The following is a 13,023-nucleotide window of genomic DNA, read 5'->3' as shown; positions in this document are numbered from 1 at the left end:
TAGCTTTCAATGCACTTTCTCCGCAAAAAACTTATACAAACTATTTCTAGTTGCTCTGCTCTATCATTATTCGGTAGGATTCTTCTTCTATTAAAAATATGTCATCCTTTATTAACTTGATCGCAAAATTTCTTTTTTTACGATTGATTTATACGATGCTTTCGCTTACAATAAACTCATAAACGCGCGTTTATGAAAAGAGGGGAAACATGCGCAGCGAAGATATTGCTAAGTTGGCCGGGGTTTCCCGTAGTACGGTATCCCGCGTGATCAACAACTATTCCAATGTTCCTGAAGAAACCCGGGCCAAAGTGCTGCGGGTGATTGAGCAACATCAGTACGAACCGAACAGCTTTGCACGGGCTCTGGCCGGTAAGAAAACCGATACCATCGGATTGTTCGCCATCAGTATGAACGAGAAAGAGAACACTACCCGAATTTATCAGAACAATTACTTTGCACCATTCGTCGATGCCGTAGTCGACACGTCGAATGCCCGCGGATGTTACGTTCTGATTCATACGGTATACTCTCCGGACGATTTCCTGAAGGTAAAACAAGCTTTTCTGCAAAAACGGATTGACGGTGGTATAATTGTCGGCACTCAGAAGGATATTAATATCGTCCGCGAAATGGTGGGACTCGATTCTCCGCTAGTACTGATTGATTATGATATCTCAGAGATTATGTCGGAGCATCTTGACCGCAATCATTTGGCCATTGTGAATTCCAAAGATTACGAGGGCACCACAGAAGTGATTGAACATTTAATCTCCTTAGGCCATCAAGAGATCGGCATTATCTGTGGGCAAATGAATACGTACTCTGGTCGAGAACGCTACACGGCCTATGAGGACACGCTGAAAAAACATGGTCTGCCTATGAATGAAAAGTTTATTCTTAAGGGTGATTTTCTGAAAGAGACGGCTTATGAAGAGGTCAAGAAGCTGCTTGCTTCTGGTGAACCTTTACCGACTGCCTTTTTCTCTTCCAACGATGACATGGCTATTTCAGCGATGGAAGCGTTCTCCGAACATGGAATCATTGTCCCTGAGGATATCTCCATTGCGGGTTTCGATGACATTCAGCTGGCATCCCGTATTCAGCCTAAGCTGACCTCTGTACGCTTGCCGATTTATGAAATGTCCAAGGCTGCAGTGGAAAAAGTAATCGAGCTGTGTGATTCACAGCAGCCGACTTTCAGCACGATCAGCTTTCCAGCTCGTTTAGTGGAGAGAGATTCCTGTCAACCGCCGAAGAAGTAGCACAGATTCATCATTCACTGAAGAATAAATATTTTTCTGTGGAGCTGCTATCATTGGGTCTCGAAATCACTGCCTAATACTATCTTTTAGAAACAACGGAAAGAATCCCTTCCCTCGAGGGAATTTTTCCTGAAACTTATAAACGCGCGTTCACAATCGAAAGGAGACTTTCTCACATGAAATTCGGTACCTTTGACGACACTCGTAAAGAGTATGTAATTAACACACCAAAAACACCTTACCCTTGGATTAACTACCTTGGTAATGAACAATTTTTCGGACTTATTTCTAATACTGCTGGTGGCTATACCTTCTATAGAGACGCTCGTCTCAGAAGATTGACCCGTTACCGTTACAACAATATCCCAATGGATGCTGGCGGCCGTTACTACTATCTTTATGATGATGGTGATTTCTGGACTCCAGGCTGGATGCCAGTAAAACGTGATCTGGACTTCTACGAATGCCGTCACGGTCTTGGCTACACCTCCATTACTGGTGAACGCAACGGTATCTCTGTAAACCAGCTTGCTTTTGTACCTATGGGTCATAACGCTGAAGTACATCGTCTTGTAGTGAAAAACACGGGTTCCGCGAAGAAATCCGTTAAACTGTTCTCTTTTGCAGAGTTCTGTCTTTGGAATGCACAAGATGATATGACTAACTTCCAACGCAATCTCAGCACTGGTGAGGTTGAAGTGAAGGGTTCTGTTATCTATCACAAAACAGAATACCGTGAGCGCAGAAACCACTACGCTTTCTACTCTGTTAACAAAGAAATCGCCGGCTTTGATACTGACCGCGAAGCTTTCGTAGGGATGTACAATGGTCTGGAAAGCCCGCAAGCTGTTGCTGCAGGTGAACCAACTAACTCGGTAGCGAGCGGCTGGTCCCCTATCGGATCGCACGCCCTGAACATTACTCTGGAGCCGGGCGAAGAGCAAAGCTTCATCTTTGTCCTTGGTTACATTGAAAACCCAGAAGAAGACAAATGGGAATCTCTGAACGTAATCAACAAAAAACCAGCAGAGGCTATGATCGAGCAATTTGCTACAGACGCTCAAGTGGATGCTGCTTTGGCTGCACTGGCTGCACACTGGGATAACCTGTTGTCCAAATATCAAATCCAAAGTGGCGACGACAAGTTGAACCGTATGGTTAACATCTGGAATCCATATCAATGTATGGTTACCTTCAACATGTCCCGTTCCGCTTCTTACTTTGAATCCGGTATTGGCCGTGGTATGGGCTTCCGCGATTCTAACCAAGACTTGCTCGGATTTGTGCACCAAATTCCTGAACGTGCTAAAGAACGTATTCTCGATATCGCCGCTACACAATTTGAAGACGGCAGTGCCTATCACCAATACCAGCCGCTCACCAAAAAAGGTAACAATGAAGTCGGTACTGGCTTTAATGATGACCCGCTTTGGTTGATCCTTGGCACAGCTGCTTACATCAAAGAAACTGGCGACACATCGATTCTTGATGAGCAGGTTCCTTTTGACAGCAATCCGGATAACACAGCTACTCTGTTTGAGCACTTGAAACGCTCCTTCGAGCATGTAACTAACAATCTCGGACCTCACGGCTTGCCGCTGATCGGTCGTGCAGACTGGAATGACTGCTTGAACCTGAACTGCTTCTCTACAGAACCAGGCGAATCTTTCCAAACTACTGCCAACATCGAAGGCCGCGTAGCGGAATCCGTATTTATCGCGGGTCTGTTCGTCTTCGTTGGACCGGACTATGCAGAAATCTGCCGGATGCGCGGACTTAATGACGTAGCTACGGATGCAGAAGCTAAGATTGACAACATGCGTGAAATCACACTCACTCACGGTTTCGATGGTGACTGGTTCCTGCGCGCTTATGACCACTATGGCGACAAGATCGGTTCCAAAGAAAACGAAGAAGGTAAAATCTTCATCGAACCACAAGGTATCTGTGTTATGGCCGGTATCGGTGTGGAAGATGGTCAAGCTGAAAAAGCTCTGACTTCCGTGCAAGAGCATTTGGATACTAAATACGGTATCGTATTGCAACAGCCACCATATTCCAAGTACTATCTGAACCTGGGTGAAATTTCTACGTACCCTCCGGGCTACAAAGAAAATGCTGGTATTTTCTGCCACAATAACCCTTGGATCATGATCGCTGAAACTGTACTTGGACATGGCGACAGAGCGTTTGAAATTTACGCTAAAATTGCTCCTGCTTACTTGGAGGACATCAGTGAAATTCACCGTACTGAACCTTATGTATACTCGCAAATGATCGCAGGTAAAGATGCCGTTCGCCACGGGGAAGCTAAAAACTCCTGGTTAACTGGTACTGCTGCTTGGAACTATGTAGCGATTACACAATCTATCCTTGGTATTCAAGCGGACTTCAATGGTCTGAAGATCGATCCTTGTATTCCTACAGAGTGGGACAGCTTTGAAATCACCCGTGTCTTCCGTGGAGATACTTATGTGATTCAAATCAAGAACCCGAACCATGTATCCAAAGGTGTAGCTAGTCTTACCTTGGATGGCGCAGCTGTAGAAGGTAACATCATCACTCCAGTTGGAGACGGTGCTGTACACCAAGTAGTTGTAAAACTGGGTTAATACAAAAAAAATCCGCTCACCGTTCGTTTGAACGATTGAGCGGATCGGATCTAAAATTAACAGTGGGATGCCCCCTGAAGGATTCAGGGGGCATCTTTTTTTTACCCTTCCACAATATCTGCTCTTAAATCACTCGCGACCTCAAGCATTCTAGGAATCACGGCTTCATTGGCGCCAGAAACATAAATATCGCCCTGATAATGTCTAAATGGGATTGTTGTATCACCATAGCTCCACATAAAGAAATCTCCCTCAATTGACATGGTAGTGGCACCTGTTACTGTAAAAACTGATGTATAGGTGAAATCAGGTTTGGATGCGAAATATTGCTTACACTCTTCTAAAGATAGGGTTGTTGCTGAATCTCCAGCATTCTGCATTGCTCTTGTCATCCGATAACGTTTACTCATTGTGATGCCTCCATTATTATCTGTAAAATGATCAGTTACCTTATCCAGATCAAATATAGCATACAATGAAGGGCAAATCCCATTCCATTTCTAAGTCGAAAATGTTAATATAGCCGTTTTTCATAGCTTTCTTTTAGTGATTTTGAGATATCCTCTGGAGTAACTCCAAGTTTACGGGCATGCTGCGCCAGTATTTTTGATGGATTAGGCAAGACTTCTTTCGCAAGCCAATGATCGTCATCCCACAAATGTGACCGCTTAAAGGCTTTTGCACAATGCATATAACATTCTTCTACTTCCACGCCAATTCCAATGATCGGGACTTTACCATGCGCTTCCATAGGTTTCAATATATCTTCATCCTTAACTATACTCGCGTGCCCATTTATTCTTAATGTTTCTTCAAGTCCGGGGATGATGAATATCAAACCGACTTTTGGGTTCTCAAGTATATTCCGCAAAGAATCAAACCGTCTATTCCCAGGGCGTTCAGGGATCACTAAATGTTTATCATCCAACACGTGAACAAAACCTTCTGCGTCCCCGCGCGGAGAGACATCACAAGCACCGGACGAACCGCTTGTAGCCATAAAAAGCATTGGAGATTTTGAGATATAATCACGGCAATGATGATCTATAACAGTTATGGTTTTGTTGTTAACCAATTCGCTTGGGTACCCAAATAAAGACCTCAGCTCTTCTTCTGACTCTATACCTTTTTCGAAAAAGTTTGACTTCATACTTCTCCCTCTCTCAACTTAATAAGCCCCAATGTTCTTATTTTTGCTCAAATATCCGCTTAATAATTGGGCGAAATTTTTTCTTGTTGATTCATCCGATAACTTCCCAAAAGTACCATACAGATTATCCCCATGATATCTTGGAAACACATGTAAATGATAATGCCATACATCTTGGCTGCCATCCGGCTCATTATGTTGTCTAGAAGAAACGCCATCACATTTATAAACTTCTTTAAGACCTTTAGCAATTTCAATTTCCAGCTCATGTATCCGGTTTGAGATCTCAACCTCCAATGTGTAAATATTCTCGATATGCTGATTAGGGATGATTAAAACATGCCCTTCATTATTCGGATACCAATGAGAAGCAATTAAAGCCGTTATGTAATGATCTTTATAAATAATATCCGCTTGCTTAGAATGCACATCTTCATTTTCAATGCCCGAAACCAACAAACAAAAGGGACAAGTATAACCCTCTGGAGCATGATTATAAATATAGCCCGCCTCCACTGTTATAGGATTTAAGAATATTTCTATGTTTCTTCTAATTTCGCCATTTTGCGTGTGTTCTCCTTTTTGCAAAAAGAAAAGGACAGACTGTAAATTACAGCTGTCCCCTTAGAAAATACTGATAAAACACAGTCATTCCCGAGATCAATGTCTACCTATAACTTAAACGCTGGCTTCCGGAATCCATACCTTCATTTCACCACTGCCTCGATTTCCCCATAAGTAATACGGAACCGCCTTAACCTTTACGGTTTGAACTGGTGCTTTGACTCTGCTGTAAAGCTCACCACTCCAGCCCTCTTTATCTACACGTAGCCCCTTTACCTCGACAACAACAGCGCCGCCGAGCAACGTCTCATCAAAAGCCGCAGTAAGTTCACTGCCTTCTTTTAAAGAAATCGAGCTTAACGGCTCACCATTATCAATACTTTCAAGACAATACACAAGAGGTCCACGCTGAATCGTTACTTTTTGAGCATCAGCACGCAAACTTGGATGTGCGTAGATACGATGTGCCTCCATAGGGTCATGCACTTCGATTACATCTCCTGCTCTCCACAGTCTCCGGATAACGAGGTATCCCTGCTCGATGTTCTCAAGAGTATTCATTGCTTCACCGTTGACTCTGATCTCCATTCCTTGGCTCCATGATGGAATCCGTAAGGCAATCCCAAACTCTGCTTCCGCTGCGGGATTAATCTTCAACGAGACTTTACCTTCCCATGGATAGTTACTCTCTTGCTGAATCGCAATATCTGTTCCACCCAGCTTTGTTGTCAGCTCACTGCCAATATACAAATTCGTATAGAGCGTATCACCATGGATCGTATAGATATATTGATTAAGCGAAGTCAGCAGACGCGCCACATTCGGAGGACAGCAAGCGCAGCCAAACCAACCTTGGCGCTCGGACTTCACATGATGTTTATCTGGATTGCAGCTGCATGCCTTAGGCCATACTTCTAGTGGATTCACATAAAAATAGTGCTTACCATCCTGTGCCATTGAACCCAACACATTGTTATAAAGCGCCCGCTCCATCACGTCGGCATAACGTGCATCCGGCGATATTCTCAGCATTCGCTGTGCAAAAAAGATCAACCCAATAGATGCACAAGTCTCTGCGTACACCGAATCGTTAGGCAGATCATAATCGAAGGTGAAAGCCTCACCACGATGCGTAGATCCGATCCCGCCAGTAATGTACATTTGCTTAGTAGTGATGTTATTCCACAGTCTCTCGCATGCTTCGCGAAGAGTATCATCTCCCGTAAGTGCAGCTAGATCAGCCATAGCAGTATACATATAAGCCGCACGCACAGCGTGTCCTACAGCCACTTCCTGTTCTCTTACCGGAAGATGACTTTGGTAATATTTTAAATCTAAATTCTCCTTCTGACCTGTGAAAAAATTGATACTCCCCAGACTATCCCATTGTTGCTTTAGGAAATTCGGCTGTTGACCTCGCTCATTAATAAAAAAGCTGCTGAGCTTCAAATACCGCTCCTCACCTGTGAGCCGATACAGCTTCACGAGCGCAAGCTCAATCTCCTGATGGCCATCATATCCCCGCATTTTTCCTTCTTCCGGACCAAACACAGAATCGATATGATCAACCATTCGGCACATGATGTCGAGCAGTTTTCTTTTGCCTGTAGCCTCGTAATAAGAAACGGCTGCCTCAATGAAATGCCCAGCACAGTACAGCTCGTGGCAATCGTTCAGATTAGTCCAGCGTTTGCCGGGTTCTTTTATCGTAAAATAAGTATTTAAGTACCCGTCTTCCTGCTGCGCTTCTCCAACGAGGTCAATCACTTCATCCGCTTGACGCTCCAGCTCAGGGTCACGTTTGATGCTTAAGGAATAACCTACGGCCTCCAGCCACTTGGCTACATCACTGTCTTGAAATACCCAGCCGTAAAATTCACCGGTCTTCCGGCCCGCAGCAATCTCAAAGTTAGCAATGGCATGACTGGGCTCAGCTCCCGCTGCTTTGTCGTGCAATGCCTCATATTGATACGGGATTACAACATCCTGAACCAGCTTTATATAACTTCCCCAGAAATCATCTTTAATGCTAACGGATTGATCTTTTACAACTTGCTGATCCTGGATCGTTTTATTCATCATCATCTTCCCCTTAGCCTTATTTTATACTCGCTAATTACAATTATAGAGCGTACAATAGATAAAAAATATAATCAGAAGCAACCCCTTTTTTGTACTATTTCACACTCCTAATTCCATGGACAATTTGAGCTCGGACTACGATAAAAAGAGAGGTAGAATACAGTGAGTCCTTCCTATGTACATTTCGCAGCGCCGCCTTTTCCATATTTTCTGGAATGCAATCACACTGTTTATCAACCCGGAGAGCAGCATCCAAATAGAAGCCATATCGGCTTATTTGATCTGATTATTGTAGAGCAAGGTTGCCTATTTATCGGTGAAGAGCACAATCAATGGGAGGTTGCGGCTGGGCATACGCTGCTTCTGCTGCCTGACCGCTATCATTATTCCGTTAAGTCTTGCGAGGAGCTGACTTCGTTTATCTGGATTCATTTTCATACCCTCGCAGATTGGTCAAGCTCTGATGGCGAGCCCGTGTATATCAACCGAGAGACACATTTCCGGCAGTTTCTTACTCATCCATATACCATTCGCATCCCGCAGTTTGGTCCCCTTCCTGATCCCTTTAAACGGAGTGGACAAGCTGAGAAGCTTTTACAGCTGTCCACTGGAAGACGTTCCAGTGCAGTTTGGGAGCAGCAAAGGATTTTTGAAGAAATGCTGCGGATGATGGATCTAGCGCAGCATGATACTTCAGAAAGTCATGCGGTAGAGATCGCCGAGAGGACAGAGACTTATATCCGCAATCATTATGCGGAGCCTCTCTCCAATGCCTCTTTGGCGGATGCGCTGCATTTTCATTATAACTACCTTGCCCGCTGCATGAAACGCGTATATGGACTGACTCCGATGGAGTATTTAACGGATTACCGTTTGGAACAGGCCAAGCTGCTTCTGCTTAAAACAGAGATGCCTATAGCTGCGATCGCAGAACGTATCGGTTTCGAGAGCACCGCCTACTTCTCGCGTCGCTTTACTCAGCAGATCGGAATCTCTCCGCTTCGCTTCCGCAAGCGGTATTCCCGATAACGGCAAAAACAGCATGCCTCATAATTGGAGGCGTGCTGTTTTCGTTGTTAATGCGGTGCGCTGCTGTAGCTTTCTTGTGTGCTGTTGGCTTTCTTGTGTGCTGTTGGCTTTCTTCTGCGCTGCTGGCTTACGTGATCAGCTTTGGATTAATTGGACGCGAGATGCGAGATGCGAGATGCGAAATGCTCCTCTAGATCGGAGAAACTTAAGTAACTATTATGATGGAGCAGTACTCCGCTTGGCACATTTATTGTGTACCCGTGATCCGTCCTAAATCCTTCTGCTGCTCTTACTTCTTACTTCTTACTTCTTGCTCCTTGCTCCTTGCTCCTTGCTCCTTGCTCCTTGCTCCTTGCTCCTTGCTCCTTGCTCCTTGCTCCTTGCTCCTTGCTCCTTGCTCCTTGCTCCTTGCTCCTTGCTCCTTGCTCCTTGCTCCTTGCTCCTGCTCCTTGCTCCTTGCTCCTTGCTCCTTGCTCCTTGCTCCTTGCTCCTTGCTCCTTGCTCCTTGCTCCTTGCTCCTTGCTCCTTGCTCCTTGCTCCTTGCTCCTTGCTCCTTGCTCCTTGCTCCTTGCTCCTTGCTCCTTGCTCCTTGCTCCTTGCTCCTTGCTCCTTGCTCCTTGCTCCTTGCTCCTTGCTCCTTGCTCCTTGCTCCTTGCTCCTTGCTCCTTGCTCCTTGCTCCTTGCTCCTTGCTCCTTGCTCCTTGCTCCTTGCTCCTTGCTCCTTGCTCCTTGCTCCTTGCTCCTTGCTCCTTGCTCCTTGCTCCTTGCTCCTTGCTCCTTGCTCCTTGCTCCTTGCTCCTTGCTCCTTGCTCCTTGCTCCTTGCTCCTTGCTCCTTGCTCCTTGCTCCTTGCTCCTTGCTCCTTGCTCCTTGCTCCTTGCTCCTTGCTCCTTGCTCCTTGCTCCTTGCTCCTTGCTCCTTGCTCCTTGCTCCTTGCTCCTTGCTCCTTGCTCCTTGCTCCTTGCTCCTTGCTCCTTGCTCCTTGCTCCTTGCTCCTTGCTCCTTGCAATAATTTTACCAGTTTACCTTCCTAGGCGTGGCGCACTCATACTTACCATAGCTCAACGCTGATTATGCGGCTCGACCCTCCAAAGCTTATCAGCAAGTAACTCACCGTATAGCCATCACACTACTCTCTATATCCCCCGGAGACGCGTCTGCTTAATCATCCATTCATAGCATTCCCCGTTGCGGACCGGATTGCAGCTATTTTTGATTTTCGATCCATTTTGCGGCATTTTCGGACTGCATAGCGCTTATTGCTCATAATTTGCTCGGAATCAGGCTACATTTGTGGGAATAGCTGCAACTGAGTCCGATAGTGTGACAAAACGAGCGGAATCATGGAAATAAGAGCAACTGAGTCCGAACAGTTGCTGAAGAACGCCGCCTGCCAAATTTGCTCCTAAACGTGCTAGCCATTGTTTAAACTAGCTGTCTGGGGCTCAACCTAGCTACACTGTGCGAGAAATTAGTTACCTGTTGCTCAAACTAGCCGCCTACGTCTCGAAATCTGCTACCTTTTGCTAGAACTTGATCGTATCGGACCGTATTGCAGCTATTTCAGCATATGGGTTCATTTTGCGAAGGTTTCGGACTGCATAGCGCTTATTGCTCATAATTTGCTCCGAATCAGGCTACATTTGTGGGAATAGCTGCAACTGCGTCCGATAGTGTGACAAAACGAGCGGAATCATGGAAATAAGAGCAACTGAGTCCGAACAGTTGCTGAAAAGAACGCCGCCTGCCAAATTTGCTCCTAAACGTGCTAGCCATTGTTTAAACTAGCTGTCTGGGGCTCAACCTAGCTGTCTAATTCTCGAAATCAGCTACCTTTTGCTCGATCTTGATCGTATCGGACCCTATTGCACCTATTTGTGATTTCCGACCCATTTTTCGGAAATTTCGGACTGTATAGCTCTTATTGCTCATAATTTGCTCGCAATCGAACCACATTTGTGGGAATAGCTGCAACTGGGTCCGTTAGCTCGAAAAAATGCCTTGTATCTGCCTAATAAGGTCTTCTGGGTCCGCATGGAGGCTGGGCGGTGAGTTACTCAAATCTATTGAACGTTGCGGACCCTATTGCACCTATTTATGATTTTCGGCCCATTTTTCGGAAATTTCGGACTGCATAGCTCTTATTGCTCATAATTTGCTCGGAATCGGACTACATTTGTGGGAATAGCTGCTACTGGGTCCGTTAGCTCGAAAAAATGCCTTGAATCTACCTAATAGCGGCTCCTGGGTCCGCATGATTAGGCCCGAAATCAGTTTTTTTGCTTCACTGCAATTTTTTGGAAGTGACAAGCATATTTATAAGACATGCCTTTAATGTGGAGATGTTAAATATGCAGTCATTATTGAGATACGCGGTCATCCTGATCGGAAGCTTGCTCATTGCAGCAGCAACTAATTTTTTTCTAGTCCCATATAAAATCCTAGATGGGGGAATAATAGGAATAGCCCTCATCATCAATTATTTATCCGATGCCAAAATCGGTATAGCTGTCCTTCTCTGCAGCTTTCCGATTTTCCTGTTAGCCTGGCTGAAGGAACGCGATATCTTTTTCAATAGTGTATTAGGTTTATTGACCTCATCGTTTCTGATTGAGCTTCTCGGTCCTTTGCAGTACCACTTTCTGTATTATTTTGAGTTCGGCTCCATTTCCAGCGCCATTATTGGCGGTTTTTTAATGGGAACGGGTCTTGGGCTTATGCTGCGGTTCAAAGCCAGTACAGGCGGAACGGATCTGCTTGCTCAATATATCAAAAGGTATCTCCCGCTTAACCTTGGACTCATCATTTTTTTGACAGATTTTATAATTATCGGCGCGGGAGGACTCCTGATTTCCAAAGAAACCTTCTTCCACTCCATCCTCACGATTATCGCTGGGGGTGTGGCCACAGGTCTCTGCACCTTGGAGACTGAAGAGAAATGGAAAAAAATATGAATATACACGATCATATGTTCGTATTATAATAATAAGAAAATCATCTACCGTATCTCTACCTCACCTGGAGAGTGTGAATCTATGAATAAAGAGCGTGTTATTTTGTTATCCGATTGTCAGAGCTTTTACGCCTCCGTGGAGAAGGCCTCTAATCCGCAATATAGCAACAAACCGCTTATTGTCGCCGGAGATCCGGCTAGACGAAGCGGGATTGTACTTGCCGCTTGTCCGTTAGCCAAATCTTTTGGCATTACTACCGCTGAGACTTTGAAGGAAGCACTCGCGAAATGCCCCGAAGTAATCGTCGTCAGACCACATATGCAGCAATATATCGATGTTTCCTCCCAAATCACGGACATTCTACGCAAATTCAGTGACCTCGTAGAACCTTATTCCATCGATGAGCAGTTTATTGATATCACCGGCAGCCTCAGCTTATTCGGAAGCCCAAGACAGATCGCTACGACCATTCAGGACTTAATCCGCAGAAATACAGGTGTGCGCGCACGTATCGGTATAGGTTATTCCAAGGTTACCGCCAAAATGGCTTGCGACCTGTGGGCCAAGAAGAACCCGGAGGGTCTATTTACCCTCACTCAGGAAGAGCTTCCAGATGTACTTTGGCCGCTGCCCATTAGTGAGTTGTTTATGGTAGGCCGCCGCATGTCCGCGCACTTCCAGAGCATGGGCCTCACAACGATTGGCCATTTGGCACAGATGCCGCTAAGCGAGCTGAAATGGCGCATGCGGGAGAAATTCCATAAAAAATGCGATATCGATGCCGAGCTATATTGGCGAATTGCCAACGGCATCGACGATAGCCCTGTAAGTCCCGCTACCTATGAAGTTGCCCCCAAGAGCGTCGGGCACCAAATGACGCTGCCACGGGATTACTATACAATGCAAGAGATCAAGACCATCATTTTGGAGCTCTCAGAGCTGGTGTGCAGGCGCAGCCGCAAACTAAAGGTGCATGGTGCAGTCGTGTCTGTTGGCTGCCAAGGCGCCAGCTTTGATGACCCCAGCGGCTTCTCGAGACAGACTACGATGAGCGATCCTACGAATGCAACCCAGCTGGTATACGAGGCCGCCCTCGCTCTTTTCAAACAGCATTGGGAGGGTCAGCCTGTGCGCCGAATTCATCTAAGCCTGTCCAATCTGTCTGACGAAAGCCAATATCAGCTAACCTTATTTGAGTCGCGCCCCCGCTACCGTGAGCTCGAACGGGCCACTGATGCGCTGAAGAATAAATACGGGGAATCGATCATTGGACGCGCTGCATCGTTCACAGATGCCGGACAACTTAAGGACAGATCCGGAAAGATTGGCGGGCACTATAAATAAACAGTGCATCTTTATACATTTTAT

General features: G+C 45.7%; 10 protein-coding genes. 5 read left to right on the top strand and 5 right to left on the bottom strand.

The genetic code is table 11. From position 1 onward, the window contains the following. Positions 1 to 209 precede the first annotated feature (209 nt). Together MHH50_RS11885 and MHH50_RS11880 are read left to right on the top strand one after the other, a co-directional pair. Entirely contained in the window at positions 210 to 1,265 is a 1,056-nt protein-coding gene (locus MHH50_RS11885; protein WP_036685989.1) for a LacI family DNA-binding transcriptional regulator, read from the top strand. A 176-nt stretch (positions 1,266 to 1,441) separates the two neighbouring features. Further along, positions 1,442 to 3,877 carry a glycosyl transferase gene (locus tag MHH50_RS11880; RefSeq protein WP_340034367.1) on the top strand — a complete coding sequence of 812 codons (2,436 nt, stop codon included), beginning with the start codon at positions 1,442 to 1,444 and terminating at the stop codon, positions 3,875 to 3,877. Positions 3,878 to 3,978: 101 nt separating this feature from the next. On the opposite strand, the gene MHH50_RS11875 is transcribed toward MHH50_RS11880, so the two are convergent. The 4 genes from MHH50_RS11875 to MHH50_RS11860 all read right to left on the bottom strand — a co-directional run bounded on the left by MHH50_RS11875 (position 3,979) and on the right by MHH50_RS11860 (position 7,673). Further along, on the bottom strand, positions 3,979 to 4,287 hold the full coding sequence (locus tag MHH50_RS11875; RefSeq protein WP_076130570.1) for a hypothetical protein: 309 nt from the start codon (positions 4,285 to 4,287) through the stop codon (positions 3,979 to 3,981). A 104-nt stretch (positions 4,288 to 4,391) separates the two neighbouring features. After that, the gene (locus MHH50_RS11870) at positions 4,392 to 5,027 is read right to left on the bottom strand and encodes a pyridoxamine 5'-phosphate oxidase family protein (RefSeq protein ID WP_076130571.1); all 636 of its coding nucleotides are present in this window, start codon (positions 5,025 to 5,027) and stop codon (positions 4,392 to 4,394) included. 18 nt (positions 5,028 to 5,045) lie between these two features. Further along, the gene (locus MHH50_RS11865; protein WP_248548048.1) at positions 5,046 to 5,615 is read right to left on the bottom strand and encodes an HIT family protein; all 570 of its coding nucleotides are present in this window, start codon (positions 5,613 to 5,615) and stop codon (positions 5,046 to 5,048) included. A 90-nt stretch (positions 5,616 to 5,705) separates the two neighbouring features. Continuing rightward, on the bottom strand, positions 5,706 to 7,673 hold the full coding sequence (locus MHH50_RS11860; RefSeq protein ID WP_340034611.1) for a beta-L-arabinofuranosidase domain-containing protein: 1,968 nt from the start codon (positions 7,671 to 7,673) through the stop codon (positions 5,706 to 5,708). Between the two features lie 162 nt (positions 7,674 to 7,835). On the opposite strand from MHH50_RS11860, the gene MHH50_RS11855 reads away from it, so the two are divergent. Beyond that, positions 7,836 to 8,702: an AraC family transcriptional regulator gene (locus tag MHH50_RS11855; RefSeq protein WP_076183289.1), complete on the top strand. Its 867-nt coding sequence runs from the start codon at positions 7,836 to 7,838 to the stop codon at positions 8,700 to 8,702. Positions 8,703 to 9,005: 303 nt separating this feature from the next. Here the strand turns inward: MHH50_RS11855 and MHH50_RS11850 are convergent, their stop codons facing one another. After that, positions 9,006 to 9,710 (bottom strand): hypothetical protein, encoded by a 705-nt coding sequence (locus MHH50_RS11850; protein ID WP_340034365.1) that lies wholly within the window; start codon positions 9,708 to 9,710, stop codon positions 9,006 to 9,008. A 1,342-nt stretch (positions 9,711 to 11,052) separates the two neighbouring features. On the opposite strand from MHH50_RS11850, the gene MHH50_RS11845 reads away from it, so the two are divergent. Together MHH50_RS11845 and MHH50_RS11840 are read left to right on the top strand one after the other, a co-directional pair. Beyond that, positions 11,053 to 11,655, top strand: coding sequence for a YitT family protein (locus tag MHH50_RS11845; protein WP_340034363.1), 603 nt, complete (start codon positions 11,053 to 11,055; stop codon positions 11,653 to 11,655). 81 nt (positions 11,656 to 11,736) lie between these two features. Continuing rightward, positions 11,737 to 12,999, top strand: a complete 1,263-nt coding sequence (locus MHH50_RS11840) for a DNA polymerase IV (RefSeq protein ID WP_076303466.1) — start codon at positions 11,737 to 11,739, stop codon at positions 12,997 to 12,999. Positions 13,000 to 13,023 lie beyond the last annotated feature (24 nt).

It is taken from the genome of Paenibacillus sp. FSL H3-0302 (assembly GCF_037982245.1).
Classification (GTDB): domain Bacteria; phylum Bacillota; class Bacilli; order Paenibacillales; family Paenibacillaceae; genus Paenibacillus_AQ; species Paenibacillus_AQ odorifer.
The sequence above is the reverse complement of the archived record's forward strand: the minus strand, read 5'-3'. Positions and strand labels throughout refer to the sequence as shown.

Coding starts and splice junctions, on each gene's coding strand:
- MHH50_RS11845 (WP_340034363.1), top strand. CDS start 11,053: ATGCAGTCATTATTGAGATACGCGGTCATCCTGATCGGAAGCTTGCTC.
- MHH50_RS11840 (WP_076303466.1), top strand. CDS start 11,737: ATGAATAAAGAGCGTGTTATTTTGTTATCCGATTGTCAGAGCTTTTAC.
- MHH50_RS11875 (WP_076130570.1), bottom strand. CDS start 4,287: ATGAGTAAACGTTATCGGATGACAAGAGCAATGCAGAATGCTGGAGAT.
- MHH50_RS11870 (WP_076130571.1), bottom strand. CDS start 5,027: ATGAAGTCAAACTTTTTCGAAAAAGGTATAGAGTCAGAAGAAGAGCTG.
- MHH50_RS11880 (WP_340034367.1), top strand. CDS start 1,442: ATGAAATTCGGTACCTTTGACGACACTCGTAAAGAGTATGTAATTAAC.
- MHH50_RS11860 (WP_340034611.1), bottom strand. CDS start 7,673: ATGATGAATAAAACGATCCAGGATCAGCAAGTTGTAAAAGATCAATCC.
- MHH50_RS11885 (WP_036685989.1), top strand. CDS start 210: ATGCGCAGCGAAGATATTGCTAAGTTGGCCGGGGTTTCCCGTAGTACG.